The 22763-nt window shown below is 63.9% G+C and carries 16 protein-coding genes and 1 tRNA gene; 11 read left to right on the top strand and 6 right to left on the bottom strand.

Annotated elements, in window-relative coordinates; translation table 11 throughout:
- Positions 1 to 333 precede the first annotated feature (333 nt).
- A tRNA-His gene (locus tag KIH77_RS10135) sits at positions 334 to 406 on the bottom strand.
- Between the two features lie 210 nt (positions 407 to 616).
- On the opposite strand from KIH77_RS10135, the gene purT reads away from it, so the two are divergent.
- The 3 genes from purT (at position 617) to KIH77_RS10120 (ending at position 6679) form a co-directional block, all read left to right on the top strand.
- Positions 617 to 1936 carry a formate-dependent phosphoribosylglycinamide formyltransferase gene (purT, locus tag KIH77_RS10130; RefSeq protein ID WP_219101510.1) on the top strand — a complete coding sequence of 440 codons (1320 nt, stop codon included), beginning with the start codon at positions 617 to 619 and terminating at the stop codon, positions 1934 to 1936.
- A 199-nt stretch (positions 1937 to 2135) separates the two neighbouring features.
- Complete coding sequence (purC, locus tag KIH77_RS10125; RefSeq protein WP_219101508.1) at positions 2136 to 2885, top strand: phosphoribosylaminoimidazolesuccinocarboxamide synthase; 750 nt, start codon at positions 2136 to 2138, stop codon at positions 2883 to 2885.
- Between the two features lie 71 nt (positions 2886 to 2956).
- Positions 2957 to 6679, top strand: a complete 3723-nt coding sequence (locus KIH77_RS10120; RefSeq protein WP_219101506.1) for a phosphoribosylformylglycinamidine synthase — start codon at positions 2957 to 2959, stop codon at positions 6677 to 6679.
- A 412-nt stretch (positions 6680 to 7091) separates the two neighbouring features.
- On the opposite strand, the gene KIH77_RS10115 is transcribed toward KIH77_RS10120, so the two are convergent.
- Positions 7092 to 7904, bottom strand: coding sequence for an EcsC family protein (locus KIH77_RS10115; RefSeq protein WP_219101504.1), 813 nt, complete (start codon positions 7902 to 7904; stop codon positions 7092 to 7094).
- A 241-nt stretch (positions 7905 to 8145) separates the two neighbouring features.
- Here KIH77_RS10115 and KIH77_RS10110 point away from each other — a divergent pair, with 241 nt between their 5' ends.
- Positions 8146 to 8421, top strand: a complete 276-nt coding sequence (locus tag KIH77_RS10110; protein WP_219101502.1) for a hypothetical protein — start codon at positions 8146 to 8148, stop codon at positions 8419 to 8421.
- A 77-nt stretch (positions 8422 to 8498) separates the two neighbouring features.
- Here KIH77_RS10110 and KIH77_RS10105 read toward each other — a convergent pair whose 3' ends face one another.
- The 3 genes from KIH77_RS10105 to KIH77_RS10095 all read right to left on the bottom strand — a co-directional run bounded on the left by KIH77_RS10105 (position 8499) and on the right by KIH77_RS10095 (position 11919).
- Positions 8499 to 9719 (bottom strand): pyridoxal phosphate-dependent aminotransferase, encoded by a 1221-nt coding sequence (locus KIH77_RS10105; protein ID WP_219101522.1) that lies wholly within the window; start codon positions 9717 to 9719, stop codon positions 8499 to 8501.
- Positions 9720 to 9802: 83 nt separating this feature from the next.
- A complete protein-coding gene (locus tag KIH77_RS10100) occupies positions 9803 to 10351 on the bottom strand; it encodes a hypothetical protein (protein ID WP_219101524.1) in 549 nt (182 codons plus the stop codon).
- Positions 10348 to 11919 carry a Y-family DNA polymerase gene (locus KIH77_RS10095; RefSeq protein ID WP_219101520.1) on the bottom strand — a complete coding sequence of 524 codons (1572 nt, stop codon included), beginning with the start codon at positions 11917 to 11919 and terminating at the stop codon, positions 10348 to 10350. Before KIH77_RS10095 ends, KIH77_RS10100 begins: the two co-directional genes overlap by 4 nt.
- 355 nt (positions 11920 to 12274) lie before the next feature.
- Here KIH77_RS10095 and purF point away from each other — a divergent pair, with 355 nt between their 5' ends.
- The 7 genes from purF to KIH77_RS10060 all read left to right on the top strand — a co-directional run bounded on the left by purF (position 12275) and on the right by KIH77_RS10060 (position 21609).
- Positions 12275 to 13777, top strand: a complete 1503-nt coding sequence (gene purF, locus KIH77_RS10090; protein WP_219101500.1) for an amidophosphoribosyltransferase — start codon at positions 12275 to 12277, stop codon at positions 13775 to 13777.
- Positions 13778 to 13870: 93 nt separating this feature from the next.
- A complete protein-coding gene (gene purM, locus KIH77_RS10085) occupies positions 13871 to 14911 on the top strand; it encodes a phosphoribosylformylglycinamidine cyclo-ligase (protein ID WP_219101497.1) in 1041 nt (346 codons plus the stop codon).
- 55 nt (positions 14912 to 14966) lie between these two features.
- Positions 14967 to 16241, top strand: a complete 1275-nt coding sequence (gene purD / locus KIH77_RS10080; RefSeq protein WP_219101495.1) for a phosphoribosylamine--glycine ligase — start codon at positions 14967 to 14969, stop codon at positions 16239 to 16241.
- Positions 16242 to 16721: 480 nt separating this feature from the next.
- Complete coding sequence (locus KIH77_RS10075; protein ID WP_236024623.1) at positions 16722 to 18479, top strand: vWA domain-containing protein; 1758 nt, start codon at positions 16722 to 16724, stop codon at positions 18477 to 18479.
- Entirely contained in the window at positions 18476 to 19363 is an 888-nt protein-coding gene (locus KIH77_RS10070) for a 5-bromo-4-chloroindolyl phosphate hydrolysis family protein (protein ID WP_219101493.1), read from the top strand. Before KIH77_RS10075 ends, KIH77_RS10070 begins: the two co-directional genes overlap by 4 nt.
- Positions 19360 to 20457: a hypothetical protein gene (locus KIH77_RS10515; RefSeq protein ID WP_236024622.1), complete on the top strand. Its 1098-nt coding sequence runs from the start codon at positions 19360 to 19362 to the stop codon at positions 20455 to 20457. The genes KIH77_RS10070 and KIH77_RS10515 overlap by 4 nt, the downstream gene beginning before the upstream one ends.
- 3 nt (positions 20458 to 20460) lie before the next feature.
- Positions 20461 to 21609 (top strand): toxic anion resistance protein, encoded by a 1149-nt coding sequence (locus tag KIH77_RS10060; RefSeq protein WP_236024621.1) that lies wholly within the window; start codon positions 20461 to 20463, stop codon positions 21607 to 21609.
- A gap of 179 nt (positions 21610 to 21788) precedes the next feature.
- On the opposite strand, the gene KIH77_RS10055 is transcribed toward KIH77_RS10060, so the two are convergent.
- Positions 21789 to 22724 carry a metal ABC transporter solute-binding protein, Zn/Mn family gene (locus tag KIH77_RS10055; RefSeq protein WP_219101491.1) on the bottom strand — a complete coding sequence of 312 codons (936 nt, stop codon included), beginning with the start codon at positions 22722 to 22724 and terminating at the stop codon, positions 21789 to 21791.
- Positions 22725 to 22763 lie beyond the last annotated feature (39 nt).

Here is a 22763-nt window from a genome sequence, read left to right as displayed (position 1 = left end):
CGCCACCGGCGTCGACGCCTACGAAAGCGGGTTCGGCATCAGAACCGGCTGGGCCGGACGCTCACACTAACCTACCAACACGCCAACAACACGCGCGAATAAGACCCACGTTTTGACCCTTAGCCCCAAAATAGACACACATTTGGGCCTATAAACCTATAACCCGGCCTCGGGCACTGGTCCAGCAGACCCGACCTTTGGATACCGGACGGCACACGCCGGCCTCCGGTGCCGGATTGGCGGACGCCGACATTGGCACACGCCGGCCTTGGATCGGCCAGGTCAAACATAACGAAAAAGGGCTTCTCCGCGTGGAGAAGCCCTTGACTTCGGGGTGGCTAACGTGGCTCGAACACGCGACCTTCTGAACCACAATCAGATGCTCTACCAACTGAGCTATAGCCACCATGTCGTCTTCACTCAGCGAACTGAATGAGCGCAACAGGTGAATACTATACACGATTTTCCACGCTTGTCACTTCGGCGTGTCGCAACCGTCATCATGCACCGACGGCGACGCCGGACGCCAGACCACACAGGCGTTCTCGCCACCACAGGCACCACGGACGCCACGGGCCCAATCATGACGGGTAGCGTTGATGCCACAATGAAGGGCATGAGCAAGTCTGAGAATCCCGCAGTCATTCATCCCGACTCCCCTGCCCCTTCCGACTCCCCCGCCGTCCCGGACCGCCCGCTCGGTGACCTCCGGGGCCCGTCGCGCACCTGCGCGCTGCTGCTCGGCTCCGGCGAACTGGGCAAGGAGATCGCCATCGAGCTCATGCGTCTGGGCGTGTGGGTCTGCGCCGCGGACTCCTATGAGGGCGCCCCGGCCCAGTATGTGGCGAACGAATCCCGCGTGCTCGACATGGCCAAAGCCGACGAGCTCAACGCGCTGATCGCCGACGTCCGCCCCGACATCATCATCCCCGAGGTGGAGGCCATCGCCACCGCCGAGCTGTCGAAGGCCTCCGAGGCCGGCGTGCAGGTGGTGCCGAGCTGCCAGATCGCGCAGATCTGCATGGACCGCGAGCGCCTGCGCCGTCTGGCGGCCGAAACCCTTGGCCTGCCTACGTCGCCGTACCGCTTCGCCGAATCCGAGGCGGAGCTGGCCGAGGGCGCGGCCGCCGTGGGGTTCCCGTGCGTGGTCAAGCCGGTGATGAGCTCCTCCGGCCACGGCCAGTCGGTGATGCGTGGCGCCGATGATGTGGCGCACGCTTGGGATATCGCGCAGAACGAGGGGCGCACGGCCAAGGAGCATACGGTCAGCCGCGTGGTCATCGAGGCGTTCGTGCCGATGGACTACGAGCTGACGGTGCTGACGGTGAGCTCGTCGTCCGGCATCGTCACCTGCGAGCCGATCGGCCAGCGTCAGGAGGACGGCGACTACCGCGAGTCGTGGCAGTGCGCGGACATCACGGACGACGTGCGTTGTCAGGCCTCCAAGATCGCCACGACCATGGTCTCCGGCCTGGTGGACCTCGCCCACGCCAACGGCGAGACCGGCTGGGGCGTGTATGGCGTGGAGCTGTTCGTGCTCAAGGACGGCCGCGTGCTGTTCAACGAGGTCTCCCCCCGCCCGCACGACACGGGCATGGTCACGATGATCTCGCAGCATCTCAGCGAATTCGCGCTGCATGCGCGCGCCGTGCTCGGCGTCCCGGTATCCGAGCGGTCGGTCGCATTGCGGGACGCGTCCATGGTCTCCGCCAGCCATGCGATCGTCGTCTCCGGCAAGGGCGCGGTGTCGTTCAGCCATCTCGCCGAGGCGCTTGCCGAGCCCGACACGGACGTGCGCATTTTCGGCAAGCCGGGCGTGGACGGCCATCGCCGCATGGCCGTCGCCCTGGCGTCCGCCGCCACCGGGGACGAGGCCCGTCGCAAGGCGGCCGACGTCGCCGAACGCCTTGCGGTCACGGTGACGGAACACGACTGACGGAAGACGACCTCCGCCGCGATGTCCGGCATGGATATCCCATGGTCGGATCCATCGTCGGTGTGACGCCGCGCCCGGACGTTTCCATGCGTCCGGGCGCGTTGTGTTTGTAGTTGGCGCTTGATATCCTAAGCTCGATTATTCACCCCGAATTTCCACTCCGATAACGCTGTGAAATCACGTTGTGAGAAAGGTAATGATGGAGAAACTGGAAAAGCTCTACGAGGGCAAGGCCAAGCAGCTGTACGCAACCGATGATCCGGAGGTCTTCTGGGTCGAGTACAAGAACACGGCAACGGCCGGCGACGGCGAGAAGAAGGAGGACTTCACCGGCAAGGGGCGTCTGAACAACCTCATCACCACCATCATCTTCGACCTGCTCAAGAAGCGTGGCATCGACAGCCATCTCATCGAACGCGTGAACGACACCGCCCAGCTGGTGCGCAAGGTGAACATGTTCCCGCTGGAGATCGTGCTGCGCAACACGGCCGCCGGCCACTTCTGCTCGCGTCTCGGCGTCGAGGAGGGACTGCCGCTCAAGGAGCCGGTGCTCGAGTACTTCCTCAAGAACGACGATCTGCACGATCCGTTCGTCAACGACGACGACCTGGTGGCCCTCGGCGTGTGCACCCGCGAGGACCTCGCCGAGATCGCGCCGCTGGCCCGCCGCATTAACGAGGCCCTCATCGAGATCTTCGCGAAGATCGACGTCAAGCTCGTGGACTTCAAGATCGAGATGGGCCGCACCGACGACGGCAAGCTGCTGCTGGCCGACGAGATCACCCCGGACTCCTGCCGTCTGTGGGACCAGAAGGACCATTCCGGCAAGGTCGAGCACCTCGACAAGGATCTGTTCCGCCGCAACCTCGGTTCGATCATCCCCGCCTACGAGGAGATCGAGTCCCGCCTGGCCGAGCTGGCCAAGTCCGAAGGCATCGAAGTCAAGTAGCCGTCAGTGATATGGCTCCCCTTCTCAAGGTCTGAAGGGGAGCCATACGAATTCAGGAAAGGAAAACCGCAGTGGTTTTTCGCATCTATGTTGAGAAGAAGCCCGGCTTCGACGTGGAGGCGCGGCAGCTGGAGAACGAGCTGCGCACCATCCTCGGCGTCGAGGCGCTGAAGGGCCTGCGCATCATCAACCGCTACGACGTGGAGGGCATCGGCGAGGACCTGTTCCGCCAGTGTGTGCCCACCGTGTTCAGTGAGCCGCAGACCGACGTGGCCACCGACGAGCTTCCCGAGACCGGCGACGCCGCCGTGTTCGCCGTGGAGTTCCTGCCCGGCCAGTTCGACCAGCGCGCCGACTCGGCGAGCGAATGCATCCAGCTGATCAGCCAGGGCGAGCGTCCGGACGTGCGCAGCGCCAAGGTGTACGTGCTCGAGGGCGCGCTCTCCGATGACGACATCGCCGCCATCAAGCATTACGTCATCAACCCGGTGGAGGCCCGCGAGGCCTCGCTCGCCACCCGCGACACCCTGAAGATGGAGGTCGCCACGCCGGGCAAGGTGGAGGTCATCGACGGCTTCCTCGACCTCGACGACGCCGGCCTCGCCAAGTTCATCGAGGACCGTGGACTGGCCATGGACCTCGCCGACATCAAGGTGTGCCAGGAATACTTCGCCGGCGAGAAGCGCAACCCGACGATCACCGAAATCAAGGTCATCGACACGTACTGGTCGGACCACTGCCGCCACACCACGTTCGGCACGCAGCTGACCAACGTGACGATCGACGACGACGTGGTCAGGGCCGCGTTCGACAAGTACCTCGCCATCCGCCATGAGCTCGGCCGCGACGAGAAGCCGCTGTGCCTCATGGACATGGGCACGATCGGCGCCAAGTACCTCAAGGCGCACGGCGTGCTGAGGAACCTTGACGAGTCCGAGGAGATCAACGCCTGCACCGTGAAGGTGAAGGTGGACGTGAACGGCGAGGACGAGGACTGGCTGTTCCTGTTCAAGAACGAGACGCACAACCACCCCACCGAGATCGAGCCGTTCGGTGGCGCGGCCACCTGCATCGGCGGCTGCATCCGCGACCCCCTGTCGGGCCGTTCCTACGTGTATCAGGCCATGCGCGTCACCGGCGCCGCCGATCCGACCGCGCCGGTCTCCGAGACGCTTGAGGGCAAGCTGCCGCAGCGCAAGCTCGTGACCACCGCGGCCGCCGGCTACAGCTCCTACGGCAACCAGATCGGTCTAGCCACCGGCCAGGTCGACGAGCTGTACCATCCGGGCTACGTGGCCAAGCGCATGGAGATCGGCGCCGTGGTGGGCGCCACCCCGGCCGACCATGTGCGCCGCGAGACCCCGGCCCCCGGCGACAAGATCATCCTGCTGGGCGGCCGCACCGGCCGTGACGGCATCGGCGGCGCCACCGGCTCCTCCAAGCAGCTCGAGGTCGACTCCCTTGAGGAGTGCGGCGCCGAGGTGCAGAAGGGCAACGCCCCGATCGAACGCAAGCTGCAGCGCCTGTTCCGCCGCGGCGACGCCTGCCGTCTCATCAAGCGCTGCAACGACTTCGGCGCGGGCGGCGTCTCCGTGGCCACCGGCGAGATCGCCGACGGCCTGACCATCGATCTCGACAAGGTCACCAAGAAGTACGAGGGCCTTGACGGCACCGAACTGGCCATTTCCGAATCGCAGGAGCGCATGGCCGTGGACGTGGCCGCCGACGACGTCGAGGAGTTCCTCGGCTACGCCCGCGAGGAGAACCTCGAGGCCACGGTCATCGCGACCGTCACCGAGGACCCGCGCATGGTCATGACGTGGAATGGCGACACCATCGTGAGCCTGAGCCGCGCCTTCCTCAACTCCAACGGCGCACCGAAGTTCATGGACGCGCACGTGGAGCAGGGCGGCACGTACGAGACCCCGTGGAAGGGCGCCACGCTGGCCGAGCGCATGCACGACCTCGTCACCGACATCAACGTGGCCTCCAACAAGGGCCTGTCCGAACGCTTCGACTCCACCATAGGCGCGGCCACCGTGCTCATGCCGTTCGGCGGCAAGGAGCAGCTGACCCCGTCCGAGGCCATGGTCGCGAAGTTCCCGGTGTTCGGCGAGACCACCACCGCCTCCGCGATGGCCTGGGGCTTCAACCCGTACATCATGGAGAAGAACCAGTTCACCGGCGCCTATCTGTCGGTGGTCGAATCCATCTCCAAGCTGGTGGCCGCCGGCTTCCGCCGCGAGGACGCCTACCTGACGTTCCAGGAGTACTTCGAGAAGCTGCGTGACGATCCGAAGCGCTGGGGCAAGCCGCTTGCGGCCGTGCTCGGCGCGCTCATGGCGCAGGTCGACCTCGGTGTCGGCGCCATCGGCGGCAAGGACTCCATGTCCGGCAGCTTCGAGGACCTCGACGTGCCACCCACGCTGGTGAGCTTCGCCGTGGCTGTGGGCCCGATGGACCGCGCCACCTCCCCTGAGTTCAAGAAGGCCGGCCACGACGTGGTCCGCATCGCGCCGCGCTACAAGGCCGATGGCCTCACCCCGGAGCCGGAGAGCCTCATCGAGGTGCTGTCGGTCATCGAGAACCTCGTCGACGACGGTCAGGTGGCCGCCGTCTCCACGCCGGGCTACGGCTGCACGGCCGAGACCCTGTTCAAGGACACACTGGGCAACCGCATCGGCGTGAAGCTCGACGACGCCATCGCCCTCGACGACCTGTTCGTCCCCGCGTACGGCAGCTTCATCGTGGAGCTGGCCGACCAGGGCAAGCTGCCCGCCGTCTCCAACCTGGTGTGCATGGGCAAGATCGGCGAGACCACCGAGGCCTACGAGTTCGCGGCCTGCGGCGAGACGCTCGACCTGGCCGACGTGCAGGAGGCCTGGGAGCACGGCATCGAGGATGTGTTCCCCTACCGCGGCAAGGGCGAAGCGGTCGAGACCGTGAGCTTCACTGCGCCGAAGAAGACCGTGTACACGGGTTCCCCCGTTGCCAAGCCGCATGTGGTCATCCCCGTGTTCCCCGGCAACAACTGCGAGTACGACACGGCCGCCGCGTTCGAGCGCGCCGGCGCCGACGCCACCACGCTGATCGTCAACAACCTCACGCCCGAGGCCGTGGCCGAGTCCACGCAGGCGCTGGTCGACGAGATCCATCGCAGCCAGATCGTGATGATCCCCGGCGGCTTCTCCGGCGGCGACGAGCCGGACGGCTCCGCCAAGTTCATCACCGCGTTCTTCCGCGCCCCGGCCGTCACCGAGGCGGTACGCGACCTGCTCAAGAACCGCGACGGCCTGATGCTCGGCATCTGCAACGGCTTCCAGGCGCTCATCAAGCTGGGTCTGGTGCCGTTCGGCGACATCGTGCCGATGACCGACGAATGCCCGACGCTGACGTTCAACACCATCGGCCGCCACCAGAGCCGCCTGATCCGCACCCGCGTGGCCTCGAACCTCTCCCCGTGGCTGGCGAAGACCAACGTCGGCGACGTGCACACGGTCGCCATCTCCCACGGCGAGGGCCGTTTCGTGGCTTCCGACGAGGTGCTGGAGCAGCTCAAGGCCAACGGCCAGATCGCCACGCAGTACGTGGGCGAGGACGGCGTGCCGAGCATGGACCTCAACGTCAACCCGAACGGCTCGCTGCTCGCCATCGAGGGCATCACCAGCCCCGACGGCCGCGTGTTCGGCAAGATGGGCCATTCGGAGCGTAGCGGCAAGGGCCTCTACGTGAACGTGCCCGGCGACAAGTACCAGCCGATCTTCGAGGCCGGCGTCGAGTACTTCACCGCCTGACGCCGATTCCGATTCCTTTTGTCAGGGCCGGCAAACCCGCTGGTCCTGACGAATCTCTCGATTTCAGCGAACCTGCCCGGTTCCGACGAATATGTCCAGAACAAGGCGGGGTGCATGCCGGCTTATACGGCCATGCACCCCGCCTTGTCATTGCAATGGTTGCCTCGCCGACGCATCCGTTACGCGATGCCCCTGCACTCCTGCATCATGAGTTTGTGGGTCTATCCAATCGCGAAAAATGATAAGTGGGTCTATGGCATACACAAGGAAGCCCTTGTTACGGTCCTCATGTATGTCATAGACCCACAAACCCCGTTGTGAACGCATATTTAATCATGTAGACCGCAAGCGCGCGTCCAGAGGCGACCGATAAATGGGCCGCCATCACAAATATCAAACGTCGGTTAGGCGGTCAGTCGATGTTGTTCAGCAGAAAAGCGTTATACGCCTTGTCCGCAATCACCTTCGTGCCGGCGAAGTCCATGCCGGCCCCCACCAATGCCCCGGCCACCGGTACGACCTTCACCAGATTGACCGCCCCTTTGGAGCCGAACTTGGTCAGCAGCCTGAAGCCGACTTTTTTGTTGATGGCGATCAGAACCGCCCCAGGAAGCTTCTTCAACATCGCCATGGTGACTTTATTCGCCACTTCCACACCGGTTTTCTTGACAATGTCCGTGATAGACGTGCCCACCAGGCACAAATATGCCAGCGTCTGCACCTCATCCTCGCGGGTATCGTAACCACCCATGTAGGCAAGTGCCGCGATCATGCGCATCTGTACATAGATGACGCTACTGATATTGGCCGGTATGGTGACGGGCATCGTAAGGAATCCACCAAACCCGGTGACAAAGCCGGAGACGGAACATTTGGCTATCTGATTGGCGATGAACGCCTTGGCCGCTTTCTCAGGAGAACCATATCGGTCCAGATATTCCTGAGCCAAGGCGTCACTGCTTTTGCTGACCTTCGGGATTCCGTGCAATGCAGCGTCGTAGCATTTGTCCAGCACGTCGGACATCTGTTCTTCCGTCAAGGATGGCATTTCGACCTGCGAGGAAATGCTCTTCACCGCATCCGTGGCATCATCCCTGACCTTCGCTGCCTGTTTCCCGACCTGGTCGGCCGCCTTGCCGACTTCATCGGCGGTGTTTTTCACCGTCTTCCATACACCATCGATCGCACCTTTGGCCGCGGAACCGACACTATCGAATATATTCATGGACGATCTCCCTGTTCCCCCGGATGCTGTCGACAATCGACCAGCATCCAGACACCCATTTATTGTACGTTTCGCCAAATACATTACATGCGGTCAATCCCATTGCTCCGTCATCTTTGATGACCAATGACGACGACGTGTTTGGCTTTTTTGACGATAGCATGCCGGACGATATGACCACGAGTGTCGATTGTTGCGACGTGGCAATACCATCGGAATCAGATGGATCGGGGAGGCAATCATGGACGATGGACGTCGGCATGCCGAAGACGGTGACGATGCGCGGCTGCGCATGCTGAACGCCGGTGTGCAAGGCATGCGTGATGTGCAGGACGAAGGGCGGAGGGCCCTGAACGAGTTCGATGAGAGCATCGGTGACGGCGCCGCGGAGCTCGACAAGACGTTCCGTTCCATGAGCGCGTCCATGGAACGGACCCGCAGGTCGGCCCGCGAGCAGGCCGACGACACCGCCGAACGTGTGCTCACCAAGCTCAGCGGACTGTTCAAAAAACGGTAGAAGTTCGCGGTTTACTCGCGCAAAGCGTCGAATTCAGGCACGTTTTACGACAAATTGCGCGAGTAAACCCGCGGATTTCACATCTCACGCAGTGCGTTTTGAATGCGGCGGACGGCTTCGGCGAGTTCGGACTCGGATTTGAGCAGGCTCAGCCGCACGTAGTCGCGGCCGACGCGGCCGAAGCAGGTGCCGGGGAGCACGGCCACGGAGGCGTGGTCGAGCAGATGATCGGCGAGGCTCTCCCCCGTCCAGCCGGCCGATTGCGGTACGCGCGCCCATACGTAGATGCCGCCGGCGGAGTCGAACACGTCGAATCCGGCCTCGCGTAGGCCTTCCGCCACGATGCGGCGGCGTGCGGCGTAGCGTTCGGCGAGTTCCGTAACGCATGACTGGTCAGACCGCAGTGCCACGATGCCGGCGTCCTGGATGCTGCCGGTAATCATGGAACCCATCTGATAGTGGTAGAGCTTGAGCCGTGAGACCACGGTCTCGTTCCCCGCGACGAATCCTGCGCGCCAGCCGGCCATGGCGTACATCTTCGACAGCGAGCACACCTCCACGGCCACGTCGAACGCGCCGGGGATTTCGAGGATGCTGTGCTGCTGCGCGTCCGGCCCGCCGACGCCGAGGCCCGTGTAGGCGTAGTCGTGCACGATGACGAACCGGTGCTCGTGCGCCAGTTCGACGGCGCGCTTCAGGAATTCCGGCGAAGCCTGTGCGCCGGTGGGGTTGTTGGGATAGTTGAGCACGAGCATCGTCATACGGTCCCATGTCTCCGCCGGCACGGCGTCGAGGTCGGGCAGGAAGCCGCGGTCGGCGAGCGCTGGCAGCAGTATCTCCTCGGCGCCATGCATGACGGCCATGCAATGGTAGGAGGGATAGTAGGGGTCCACGAATGCGACGGCGTCGCCACGGTCGGCGAGGATGGCGTAGAGTCCGGCGAGACCGTCGACCGCGCCTTCGACGGCGAACAGTTGTGTGGGCCAGTCGAGCGTGACGTCGTGCACATTCCGGTACCAGTCGGCGGCGGCTTCGAGGTATGCCGGCTTGCCGTCGAATGGGGTGTATCGCGCGTTGGCGGGGTCGTCGACGGCCTGTTTGGCGGCGTCGCGGATGAACGCGGCCGGGTAGGCGTCGGGGTTGCCTTTGGCGAGGTCGATGACGTCCGCTCCCCCGGCGACGGCCCGTGCGACTTTTTGGTCCATGACGGCGAACACGTTGGGCGGTATGGATTCGGCGATGGGTGCGAACGGCACCGGGCATGAATGGCGTTGTACTGCGGAATCAGTGGCGGGCATGGTGATGGTTTCTCCTGACGGTGCGATCATGGCCGAATATACCGTTCTTCCGTCACGGGCCGTCGCCGTCGCGCGCATCGTGGTCATAGCCGTTGCCTATCGCGCGTTATCATCGGCCGCGCATCGTGCATCATGCCGTCCGCCACGTCGCCACCGGCCACGTCGCCACCGGCTGTGTCGTCGCCGGCGGCATTGCCATCGGCTCCGTCCGCGTCTGCGGTTTCCCGGATGTCGATGATGTCGCCCAGGGGGACGGTCTGGCCGTTGCCGAGTCTGAGGAGGCGATGGGCTTGGTCGATGCGTCGGAGTTCGTCGGTGACGGTGACGTAGACGCCGCCGTCCTTGCGTGGGTCGGGCATGAAGAACGTGACGGCAATGCGTGGATGGTCCTGCTCATGACCGGCGATGCGTCGGAGCCGTTCGTCCAGTGATTGCCGGGCGTCGACGTCGAGTTCCACGCGTCGTTGGGTCTGTCGCGCGGTTTCCATGATGATGGCGTCGTAACCGTTGAGTGCGGCGAACGGCATGAACTGGGCGGCGCGGTTGTGTGCGGACATGCGTGGCCGGGTGTAGGACACGTGATGCGGCAGTTCGATGATGTCGTCGTAGCGGTGGGTCGGGGTAAGTGTCATGCGGCGTGGCCTCCGATCTGGTTGTTGCGTTCGATGCCTGTGGCTCCTTCCTCGAGGTTCATGCCTTTGATGACGGCGTTCCTGCCGAACCGGTGCTTGATGTCCAGCAGGGTCTGCTGCACGTCGTGTTCGCGTCGCTCCCCCGTCGCCGTCTCACGGCGTCGTCGTTCCGCCGCCTCCACGTCGGTGAACAGGTCCGGCTGTTCGTAATGGTCGTGGGACGCCGCCTCCCCCACGGTCTTCAATCGTGCGGCGACGATGGTGATGCGCCGTATGGTCAGGGCGGGGTCGACGACGCGGTCGTATATCCTCGTGGCCGCGTTGACGATGCGTCGGGCTGATGACGTGTACGATGCCAGGGTCTCCGTGCCATGCGCGGCTTTCGGGATCTTCCGTCCGTAATGGTCGGTGGCGACGGCGCCCGTATAGTGCGCGGCGTCGGTCCGGGGGGCGTTCCCCATGCCGCAGTCGCCCTTCCGGTCGCCGAGGTTCTCGATGTCGTAGCCGACCATGAGCGACACGCAGTCGGTCCGTACGTTCCTGTCGACCATGTCCAACGCCAGCTGGTCGGCCATCTCCTTGACGATGACGCGCGCGTGCGCGAAGTCGTACGGCTCGTGCAACACCTGCCCGGAGCTCATGCTGTTGGATGACGGCCGGTATGCCTTGATGTCGGCGATGGTGCATGGCTCCCAGCCCCATGCGTGGTCGATGAGCGGTTCCGCGTTCACGCCGAACAGGCGGTACAGCAGGTCCTCGTTGTGGAAATCGGCCGGCCCGCCGAGTGAGCATCGTGCGATGTCGCCCATGGTGTTCAGCCCGTGGGCCTCGAGTCTTCTCGCATAGCCCCGCCCGACCCGCCAGAAGTCGGTGAGCGGACGGTGCCCCCACAGCAGCCTGCGGTACGACATCTCGTCGAGTTCGGCGACGCGCACGCCGTCACGGTCGGCCGGCATGTGCTTGGCGACGATGTCCATGGCCACCTTGGCGAGATACATGTTCGTGCCGATGCCGGCCGTGGCGGTGATGCCCGTGTTCGCGAGGATGTCCCGGACGATGGTCATGGCCAGCCGGTGCGCCGTCATGCCGCCGGCCCGCAGATACCGCGTGACGTCCATGAACACCTCGTCGACGGAGTAGACGTGGATGTCCTCGGCGGCGGCGTATTTGAGATAGATGCCGTATATCTGCGCGCTGCGTTCGAGGTACAGGGCCATGCGAGGCTTCGCCGCGATATAGGTCAACGCGAGACGCGGGTCGGCCGCCAGCTCGGACGCCAGACACGACTCCCCCGTCAGCCGTCGCCCCGGCGCGCGCAGCCGGCGTTCGGCATTGATCTGCCGCACCTTGCGCACGACCTCGAACAGCCGCGCCCGCCCGGGGATGCCATACGCCTTGAGCGACGGCGACACCGCGAGACAGATGGTCTTCTCCGTCCGGCTGGTGTCCGCCACCACCAGATGCGTATCCAAAGGGTCGAGCCCGCGTTCCGCACACTCCGCCGACGCATAGAACGACTTCAGATCGATGGCGATATAAGTGCGCCGGCGCGAACCACCAGCGCCGATCTCAACGCCGCCATCAACGCCTCCACTGACACCGACACCGTTCCACGACACCGCACTCACCTCCTTCACCGAAGCCGCGACCTTCACCAGAACCGCGATTCACACCGACATCCTGCGAAACAAGACATCGCATGAAACAAATGTTCGAATAACCACCATCATACCATAGAACAAATGTTCTATATCACGCCCGAGCAAATTCCGACGACCCCTTCGACGACCCGAAACCGGATGCGCCACCGCATCGGATTCCCCGCCCGTCGGCCCGCCACGGCGCGGCATCGGTTGTAGTGCGCGGTTGGTAACGTGGGAACGATTGAATCCTGCGTTAACTCTATATGAAGGAGCGAGTGGCTTGTCCGCCGAACTGGAAGAAATTCACGAGGAATGTGGCGTCTTCGGCGTCTGGGGTCATCCGGATGCGGCACGTCTCACCTATTTCGGTCTTCACGCCCTGCAGCACCGCGGTCAGGAGGGCGCCGGCATCGTCTCGAACGATGACGGCCATCTCATCGGCCACCGCGGCCTGGGCCTACTCACGCAAGTGTTCGGCGACGAACGCGAGATCACCCGGCTCGCCGGCGACAAGGCCATCGGCCACGTACGCTACGCCACGGCCGGCTCCGGCTCCACCGACAACATCCAGCCGTTCATCTTCCGCTTCCACGACGGCGACATGGCCCTGTGCCACAACGGCAACCTCACCAACTGCCGCACGCTGCGCCGCAACCTCGAGGACGAGGGAGCGATCTTCCACTCCAACTCCGACACCGAAGTGCTCATGCACCTCATCCGCCGCTCCGACCAGCCCACCTTCATGGACAAGCTCAAGGAGTCGCTGCGCAAGGTGCACGGCGGCTTCGCCTACCTGCTCATGACCGAGGACGCCATGATCGGCGCGCTCGACCCGAACGGCTTCCGTCCGCTCTCCCTCGGCCGCATGAAGAACGGCGCCTACGTGCTCGCCTCCGAGACCTGCGCGCTCGACATCGTCGGCGCCGACCTCGTGTGCGACATCCGTCCCGGTGAGATCGTCGTCGTCAACGACGACGGCTACACCATCGACACGTACACCGACCACACGCAGCTGTCCATCTGCTCCATGGAGTTCATCTACTTCGCCCGCCCCGACTCCAACATCTACGGCGTCAACGTGCACTCCGCCCGCAAGCGCATGGGCGCACGGCTCGCCCAGGAGTCCCCGGTGGACGCCGACATGGTCATCGGCGTGCCGAACTCCTCCCTCTCCGCCGCCTCCGGCTACGCCGAGGAGGCCGGCCTGCCCAACGAGATGGGCCTCATCAAGAACCAGTACGTGGCGCGAACCTTCATCCAGCCCACGCAGGAGCTGCGCGAGCAGGGCGTGCGCATGAAGCTCTCCGCCGTGCGCGGCGTCGTCAAGGGCAAGCGCGTCGTCGTCATCGACGACTCCATCGTGCGCGGCACCACCTCCAAGCGCATCGTGCAGCTGCTCAAGGAGGCCGGCGCCGCCGAAGTGCACATGCGCATCAGCTCCCCGCCGCTCAAATACCCGTGCTTCTACGGCATCGACATCTCCACCACCAAGGAGCTCATCGCCGGCAAGAAAAGTGTGGAGGAGATCCGCGAATACATCGGCGCCGACTCCCTCGCCTTCCTCTCGCTCGACGGCCTCGTCGAATGCATCGGCTTGCACGAGGACGCCCCGTACGGCGGCCTGTGCGTCGCCTACTTCAACGGCGACTACCCGACCACGCTGGACGACTACGAGCAGGACTTCCTCAAGTCCCTCACCCCCGAGGACCGCAAGCGCCTCCCCGAATTCGCGGCGCACGGCAGCCAATACCAGGGCAACGAATACGCCAGCGTGAAAGCGTAGGCATCCGGGCGCGCCGCCCCACGGCGGCTTCCCCGGCAACCACACGAACGAACACGGACACAACCACCCGTAAGACATCAGGAAAGGATCATCATGCCCGAAGCGTATGAGAAGGCAGGAGTCAGCGTCGAGGCCGGATACGAGGTCGTCAAGCGCATCAAGTCCCACGTCGCCCGCACCAACCGTCCCGGCGTCGTCGGCGGCATCGGCGGCTTCGGAGGCCTGTTCGACCTCGCCTCGCTCGGCTACAAGGAGCCGGTGCTGATCTCCGGCACCGACGGCGTCGGCACCAAGCTCGTCGTCGCCAAGATGGCGAACAAGCACGACACCATCGGCATCGACTGCGTGGCCATGTGCGTCAACGACATCGCCGCCCAAGGCGGTCAACCGCTCTTCTTCCTCGACTACATCGCCTGCGGCAAGAACGACCCCGCCCTCCTCGAACAGGTCGTCGCCGGCGTGGCCGACGGCTGCGTCCAGGCCGAAGCCGGCCTCATCGGCGGCGAAACCGCCGAAATGCCCGGCATGTACGACGAAGACGAATACGATCTCGCCGGCTTCACCGTCGGCGTAGCCGAAAAGTCCGCCGTCGTCGACGGCTCCACCATCACCGCCGGCGACGTGCTCATCGGTCTGCCCAGCTCCGGCGTGCACTCCAACGGCTTCTCCCTCGTACGCCGCGCCCTGTTCGACCAGGCCGGCTACACCGTCGACACCGAACTGCCCGAACTCGGCGGCGCCAAGCTCGGCGACGTGCTCCTCACCCCCACCAAGATCTACGTCAAGACCCTCAAGCCCCTGTTCGCGGCCAGCGTCGTCAAAGGCGTCGCCCACATCACCGGCGGCGGCTTCATCGAAAACATCCCGCGCATGATCCCCGACGGCCTCGCCGCCGACATCAAGCTCGGCACCTGGCCCGTCCTGCCCATCTTCGACGTGCTCGAAAAGGCCGGCGACATCGACCATAAGGAGATGTACAACATCTTCAACATGGGCATCGGCATGGTGCTCGCCGTCGCCAAGGACCGCGCCGACGAAGCGCTCGCCATCCTCAAGGAGCACGACGAGCCCGCCTACGTGCTCGGCTCCATCGTCGAATCCACCGACGGCGGCCAGATCACGCTCCACGACTGATCCACGCACAATACGGCAATACGCACTCACGAACTGATTGAAAGGACCTGACAACATGGGTCAGAAAGTACTGGTCATCGGCTCCGGCGCCCGCGAACACACCATCGCGCACACCCTCCTCAAAGGCGACAGCGTCGACGAGGTGTACGTCGCCCCCGGCAACCCCGGCATGATCGCCGACGGCATCCGCATCGTCCAGCTCAACGAGGAGAACCACGCCGCCCTCATCGACTTCGCCGTACAGAACGACATCGACTGGGTGTTCATCGGCCCCGAAGTCCCCCTCATCGAAGGACTCGTCGACGATTACGAAGCCGCCGGCGTCAAGGCGTTCGGCCCCAACAAGAAGGCCGCCCAGATCGAAGGCTCCAAGACCTTCGCCAAGGAACTCATGCAGCGTCACGACGTGCCCACCGCCGCCTACGCCACCTTCGAAAGCCTCGACCCCGCCGTCAAATACGTCAAGGAGCACGGCGCCCCCATCGTCATCAAGGCCGACGGACTCGCCGCCGGCAAGGGCGTCACCGTCGCCATGACCGAAGACGAAGCCATCGAAGCCCTCGACGAAATCTTCATCGACCACCGCTTCGGCGCCGCCGGAGCCTCCGTCGTCATCGAGGAATTCCTCGAAGGCCAGGAATTCTCCCTCATGAGCTTCGTCCGCGGCGACGAATTCTGGACCATGCCCATCTCCCAGGACCACAAGCGCGCCCACGACAACGACGAAGGCCCCAACACCGGCGGCATGGGCGCCTACAGCCCCGTCCCCCAGATCGCCCAGTCCGTCGTCGACCAGGCCATCGACACCATCGTCAGGCCCGTCACCAAGGCCATGGTCGACGAAGGCACCCCCTTCACCGGCATCCTCTACGCCGGCCTCATCGCCACCGCCGACGGCCCCAAGGTCATCGAATTCAACGCCCGCTTCGGCGACCCCGAAACCGAAGTCGTCCTCCCCAAGCTCACCTCCGACCTCGGCGCCGGCATCTGGGCCATCCTCAACGGCGAAACCCCCACCTTCACCTGGGACGACCAGCGCGCCACCCTCGGCGTCGTCCTCGCCTCCAACGGCTACCCCACCAACGTCATCAAAGGCGCCAAGGTTCCCGACATCGCCGTCGACGACGACTCCCACGTCTACTACGCCGGCGTCACCACCACCGGCGCCAACGGCGACCAGCTCATCGCCAACTCCGGCCGCGTCCTCCTCGTCGAAACCACCGCCGACACCCTCCAGGCCGCACAGGACAAGGTCTACGCGATCATCGACTCGCTCGACACGGAGGGGTTGTTCTATCGCCACGACATCGGCGCCAAAGCCCTGAAGTGAAATAACGGAGTGTCCGCTGCGTTGTGGGGAACTCGACGTACGCAGTACGCCTTCGTTCCCCACGCCTTGCGGCCACACACGTTATTTCACTTCAGTCGTTTTTCTGGCTCCCCTCGTTGAGGGGAGCTGTCGGCGAAGCCGACTGAGGGGAGTCCGTCACCAAAAACAGCCGCCGACCATCACACGTCCCGTCACGTTTCACCCCACGCTCCCCCATTAATCTCAAACAACATCGTCATACCCCCGTATAATGATTGACGTTGTCGTTTCCTTGTAAAACAACGCCTTTCAAAAGACATATTTTCGGCACCCCCGACAATACACACCAAAACGTAACCTTCTGTTCATCCTCCATTCATTCGCAAATCCGCCTTCGGCAACGTCGCCGGACGACAATGGGTATACGGAACAGTGTCTTTTCGGCGATATTCCCAAAGCGAATCATGCGACGCGGAAAGACTCGGGATAACAGGAGATGAGATGTTCAGGGCAGTACGTTCGTCGATGAAAACCTGGACGGTCGCGGCCATCGCCGCGGTACTCGCGATGGTGATGCTACTCGCCGGATGCTCCGGCAACACGGATTCGCAGAACAACGGCAACGGGGGCGCTTCGGCATCGACCGACACCTCGCAGACGGACCCCACATCGTCGGCGAAGCCGGTCACATCGAACAACGGCAAGACGGAAACCTACAAACCCGCCGACGGCAACGCCACGGCCACGCTGAAGATCGCCTCCGGATCGGAGAACAAGGAGGTTTCCGCGGCCATCCAACGCGCGGTCGACGACTCCAAGATCGGCGTGACCATCGACTACATGGGCTCGCTCGACATCATGAACGTGCTGAAGAACGGCGGCAAATCCTATGACGCCGTCTGGCCGGCGTCGTCGATGTGGATCACGATGGGCGACACCAAGCACATCGTCAAGAACGCCACCAGCACCTCCACCACGCCCATCGTGTTCGGCATCGCCAAATCCAAAGCGCAGCAGCTCGGATGGGCCAATGCGGACGGCACCACCAAGGCCGTGAAGACGCAGGACGTCATCGACGCGGTGAAGGCGAAGAAACTCACGTTCTCCATGACCAGCGCCACCCAATCGAACTCCGGCGCCAGCGCCTACCTCGCGTTCCTCACCGCCATCGCCGGCAAGAACCAGGCGCTCACCAAGACCGACCTCAACAACGCGAGCGTGCAGGCCAGCGTCCACACGCTGCTCTCCGGCGTCGACCGCTCCTCCGGATCCAGCGACTGGCTCAAGGACATGGTCGTCGCCAACCCCGACCGTTTCAACGCCATGGTCAACTACGAAAGCCTCGTCATCCAGGCCGACAAGACCCTGACCTCCAAAGGCAAGGACCCGTTGCTCGCCGTATATCCCTCCGATGGCATCGCCGTCTCCGACTCCCCGCTCGGCTACGTCGACCGCGGACAGAACCTCGATGACGCCTTCGGCTCCTTCTCCAAGGCATTGCAGTCCAAGGACGCCAAACTGCTGTTTGAACGCGCGGGCCGACGCACCGGTCTCGCCGGCGTGCTCACCTACAAGAACGACGCCAAGGTCAAGGACGCGTTCCGCAGCGAATGGGGCATCAACACCGGCGCCGACGCATTGAAGACCATCCCCCTGCCCGCCGCCGACGTCATCGACGAATCGCTGAACGTCTACCAGTCCAGCCTGCGCAAGCCCAGCTGGACGGTATGGGTGGTCGACTATTCCGGCTCCATGCAGGGCGATGGCAAGGACGGCGTCGTACGCGGCCTCAACGCGGCCCTCAACCAAAGCCAGGCCAAACAGTCGCATCTCGAAGCCGGCAAGAACGACGTGAACATCCTCATCCCGTTCTCCGGCAACGCCCAGGACCCGACCAAATCCACCGGCACCGACACGACGGCCATCCTCCAACGCGGCCAGGAAACCGACACGATCGGCGGCACCGACATCTACGCCGGCCTCGAAAAGGCCCTGCAGAACATGCCGACGAACACCACCGACTACACCACCGCCATCGTATTGATGACCGACGGCGTCTCACAGACCGGCAACAAGGACGCGTTCACCAAGCAGTACAAGTCCTCCGGCCATGACGTGCCCGTGTTCTCCATCATGTTCGGCGAGGCCGACCCATCCCAGCTCAACGAACTCGCGAAACTCTCCAACGCGAAGGTGTTCGACGGCCGCTCCGAGGACCTCGCCACCATCTTCCGCGAGGTGAAGGGATTCAACGGATGATCAGCACCATCATCAGCTTCGTCGCCGGTCTCGGGCTCGCCGCCCTCACGTTCTGGGTGGCGGGCGGCGGCGTCATCGGGCTCGTCGGCGCCGTGATCGTGGCCGCCGGCGGATACATCGGCGTCTCGTACCTCACCCAGCCCGAACGCAAGCTCGGCAAGGTGCTCGCCTCGGCCGTGCCCAACGGGCAGAAGGCCATCGAGGCCATCGACATGGCCAATGCACGAATGAACGCCATCAAGGGACTCATGTCGCAGGTGCGCGACCCGGCGGTGCGCAAGGAGGTCAACGACATCGTCGTGGCCACGAAGGCGCTCACCTCGTTCGTCGAGGACAACCCCCGCGCCTACGAGACGCTGCGCCACTTCATCAACGTGTACGGCGACCAGACGCAGAACCTGCTCCAAGGCTATGTGGAGGTCGAACGCTCCGGCGCCCGCGACCAGCTGGCCAAGGCGCGCATCGACACCATCAACGCCATGCAGGTGCTCGAACAGACCGCCGCCGGCGAGCTCTCCCACGCCGTCGAGGCGAAGACGCTGGCCCTGTCCGCCGACTCGGAGGCCATCGCCCGGCTCGCCAGCATGGACGGCTACAGCGTGGAGACGACACACGACACCCTGCCCTCGGCCGACGGTACGACGCGGCCGGGCGGCGACAAGCGCCAGCGGTCGGCCTACGTGTCGCCGATACCTTACGAGACGCCGGCGAACTTCCCACAGACGTCACCGACTCCGCAAACATCACAGGCGTCACCGATGCCACCGAAGCAGACGATACAGGCGGGATATGCGGCGCCGACGTCCGCCGCCCCCGCAGGCCCGGCATCCCCCGCACACGTTCCCCCATACGACGCAACGGCTCAGAAAGGAGTCAAGTCGTGAAACTCTCGAAATCGAAGGTCATCGGCCTCGCCGCGCTGCTGGTCGTGGTGCTGGTGATCGGCGGCGTCACCGTGTTCCGCAACTGGAAGACCAGCACCGCGCCAAAGCCGGTGCAGACCCAAAGCGTGACCGGCTATCTGGGCGGCGAGAAGATCACCCTGTTCGAGGACCAGGAGTTCAAGAATCTCGCCGCGAAGAACGGCCTGAAGATCGACTACCGCAAGGCCGGGTCGTTGGCCATGATGGACGCCGACAACAACGGCATGGATTATCTCTTCCCGTCATCGAAGGTCGCCGTCGAATACGGCAAGTCGAAGAAAATCGACACGTCGGGCGCCGATATCGTCTTCAACTCCCCCATCGTCATCTACACGCACAAGCAGGTGGCCGACGGACTGGTGAAAACCGGCCTGATGAGCAAGACCGACGGCGTCTACCGCATGGACATGACCAAGGCCGTCGACGCATTGAAGAGCAACAAGACGTGGGCGCAGGTCGGATGGTCGGGCGGCTACGGACAGTTCCGCATCGACTCGACCGACCCGGTGAAATCCAACTCCGGAAACGAATACGCGGCTTTGGTGGCCACGGTGCTCAACGGCGGGCAGCCGGCGACCGTGCAGTCCGTGCAGCGCGACAAGGCCACCTTGCAGACCATCTTCTCGAAATCCGGATGGATGGAGACCAGCTCGGAGGACAGCTTCAACCAGTTCCTCACGCTGGGCGTCGGATCCAAGCCCATGATGATCGGCTATGAGAGCCAGGTGCTCGACGTGGCCGCGAACCAGCCCGACGCATGGAACCAGGTGAAGGACGACATCGTCATCGTCTACCCGACGCCGACCGTATGGTCCACGCACATGCTCATACCGCTCGACGACAAGGGACGCAAACTGCTGACGCTGCTCAAGAGCGACGATATGCAGAAGCTCGCCTGGCAACGGCACGGCTTCCGTTCGGCCAACTTCACCGGCACCGACGGCATCAAACGGTTCAAGGTGCCCGGCACCGTCGACCAGATCACCGCCGTCTCCGAACTGCCCAACAACGACGCCATGCAGGCGATCATCACCACGCTCTCGAAAGGACAATAAACCATGAAGGAAATCTCTCTCAGCGACCTCGCCGGAGGCGCGCAGACCTCCCAGGCCGTGGACCTCGCCACCACGCCCGACCAGCAGGCGCTGGCGGCCGACGCCACGCCCGACCAGCAGATCGCCAAGCTCAGCCCCGCCGACCAGGCGAAGGTGCAGCAGCTCGCCGGCTCCCTCGACCTGACCAAGTCGGGCATCGAATCGGCCTACGGCAAGGACGTGCAGCGTGCCACGTCGACGTTCGCCGACGACATCCTCTCCAAGACCCGCTCCAAGGACGCCGGGCAGGCGGGCGAACTGCTGCAGGGACTGCTCGTCACCGTGGACGAGGCCGAGCTCAGCGGCATCAAGAAGGTGCCGATCCTCGGCACGATCGCCGTGAACATCAACAAGCTGCGCCGCCGCTACGAGAAGGTCTCCACGCAGATCGACGACATCGTCTCCAAGCTGGAAAGCTCGCAGAGCCAGCTCATCTCCGACATCTCGATGTTCAACACCATGTACGAACGCAACGCCGAGCAGTACCGCGACCTGAAGATCACCGTGCTCGCCGGCAAGAAGGCGCTGGCGGACTTCAACGCGAACCAGCTGCCGAAGCTCGAGCAGGAGGCCGCCGCCGCACAGGACCCCATGCAGGCGCAAATCCTCTCCGACTTCAAGGCCAAGCTGGAGCGCTTCGCCAAGCGTCTCGACGATCTCGACCGTGTGAGCGTGATCTGCCTGCAGACCGCGCCGCAGATCAAAATCATCCAGAACGCCGACCAGATGGTGTGCGACAAGATCGACACCACCATCTCCACCACGATTCCGGTGTGGAAGAGCCAGATGGTCATCGCGCTGGGTCTGGAGAACCAGCGTCAGGCGCTGGAGCTGCAGAAGAAGACCGACGACGTGACCAACCGGCTCATCCAGGCCAACGCCCGTGCGCTGCACCAGGGCGCCGTTGATGCCGAGAAGGCCAACCAGCGTTCCGTGGTCGACATCGAGACGCTGGAGAAGGTGAACTCGGAGCTGATCTCCACACTGCGCGAGACCGTGCAAATCCAGAAGGAGGGCAAGGCCAGCCGCCAGGCCGCCGAGGTGAAGATGCGCCAACTCGAAGGCGACCTGAAGAACGCGCTCATCGAGAACGCCCAGCAGCTCGGTCGGTAGCCGAGCGTGGTTCACTCTTTGCACAGGGGGCGTAAAGAGTGAACCGCAAAACATATACGAGGACGTGCCGTCCACTGGAACCATGCGGTTTTCAGTGGACGGCACGTCCGATATACGAGAAAGCCGGTTCACTCTTTGTGTATCCCCATAAAGAGTGAACCGGCATCAGGCCATTTCGGTCACTTCACCGCGCTGTCGAAGTCGTCGACCAGGGCGCTCATCCAGTCGGTGAGGCTGGTGTACTCCTGCGGCATCTGCTCGGTGAGCTTCACCACGGGCACGTTGCCTTCGGCGGCGGCGGACTCCAGCTGCTTGGTGGTGTCGTTGGCCTCCTGCGTGTTGAGCACGAACACCTTCATCTTGCCGGCCTTCAGGGCGTCGGCGAACTGCTTGACGTCGGCGGGCGAGGGCTCGCTTTCGTTGGCGCTGGCGTTCTTGTAGCCGCTCGTCGTGGTGTCGGTCATGCCGAGGTCGTCGGCGAGATACCATGCGACGGATTCACTGGCACCGTACGGCACGCCCTTGGTCTTGGCCGATGCGGCTTTGATCTTGTCCTCGACCTTCTGCTCCTGGACCTCCCAGTTCTTGTGCTGCTGCTCGAAGTAGTCCTTCTGGTCGGGCATGGCCTTCTCATAGGCGGCGGTGATGGCGTCGGCGGTCTTCTCGCGCACGTCCTTGGAGAACCAGACATGCGGGTTGTCGCCTTCCTTGATGCCGTCGGTCTCAGCGGCGTTCACCACGTCGGCCTTGGTGGAGGCCGCGGCCTTCGACGCCCATGGATCGTAGTCGGCGCCGTTCACCACGGCGACCTGCGCCTTGGTGAACGCGGCGACGTCGGAGGTGGACGGCTCGTAATCGTGGGCCTCCACGTTCGTGCTCTTCATGATCGACTGCACGTCGACCTTGTCGCCGCCGAGGGCCTCGGCGACGGAACCCCACTGGTTGATGCTCGCCACAACTTCGATCTTGGAGCTTCCCCCGTTGTCGGCGGACTGCGATGCGCCGCCGGATGCACTGTTCCCGCATGCCGCAAGCCCTGCGGTCATGACCACCGCCGCCGTCGCCGCGGCCAGCACGGTCACCTTGCGCTGCAGTTTCTTCGTCCAAATCGTCATTTCTTCCAGCTTTCTACCGTTGCATTCCCCTCTCTGAGG

Origin of the sequence: Bifidobacterium pluvialisilvae (assembly GCF_019331695.1) — a bacterium.
GTDB lineage: Bacteria > Actinomycetota > Actinomycetes > Actinomycetales > Bifidobacteriaceae > Galliscardovia > Galliscardovia pluvialisilvae.
This window is presented reverse-complemented; position numbering and strand designations above follow the sequence as displayed.

Excerpts from the sequence above, each read along its gene's own strand:
- purT (WP_219101510.1), top strand. The coding sequence starts at position 617 with ATGAGCAAGTCTGAGAATCCCGCAGTCATTCATCCCGACTCCCCTGCC.
- purC (WP_219101508.1), top strand. The coding sequence starts at position 2,136 with ATGGAGAAACTGGAAAAGCTCTACGAGGGCAAGGCCAAGCAGCTGTAC.
- KIH77_RS10115 (WP_219101504.1), bottom strand. The coding sequence starts at position 7,904 with ATGAATATATTCGATAGTGTCGGTTCCGCGGCCAAAGGTGCGATCGAT.
- KIH77_RS10110 (WP_219101502.1), top strand. The coding sequence starts at position 8,146 with ATGGACGATGGACGTCGGCATGCCGAAGACGGTGACGATGCGCGGCTG.
- KIH77_RS10105 (WP_219101522.1), bottom strand. The coding sequence starts at position 9,719 with ATGCCCGCCACTGATTCCGCAGTACAACGCCATTCATGCCCGGTGCCG.
- KIH77_RS10100 (WP_219101524.1), bottom strand. The coding sequence starts at position 10,351 with ATGACACTTACCCCGACCCACCGCTACGACGACATCATCGAACTGCCG.
- purM (WP_219101497.1), top strand. The coding sequence starts at position 13,871 with ATGCCCGAAGCGTATGAGAAGGCAGGAGTCAGCGTCGAGGCCGGATAC.
- purD (WP_219101495.1), top strand. The coding sequence starts at position 14,967 with ATGGGTCAGAAAGTACTGGTCATCGGCTCCGGCGCCCGCGAACACACC.
- KIH77_RS10075 (WP_236024623.1), top strand. The coding sequence starts at position 16,722 with ATGTTCAGGGCAGTACGTTCGTCGATGAAAACCTGGACGGTCGCGGCC.
- KIH77_RS10070 (WP_219101493.1), top strand. The coding sequence starts at position 18,476 with ATGATCAGCACCATCATCAGCTTCGTCGCCGGTCTCGGGCTCGCCGCC.
- KIH77_RS10060 (WP_236024621.1), top strand. The coding sequence starts at position 20,461 with ATGAAGGAAATCTCTCTCAGCGACCTCGCCGGAGGCGCGCAGACCTCC.
- KIH77_RS10055 (WP_219101491.1), bottom strand. The coding sequence starts at position 22,724 with ATGACGATTTGGACGAAGAAACTGCAGCGCAAGGTGACCGTGCTGGCC.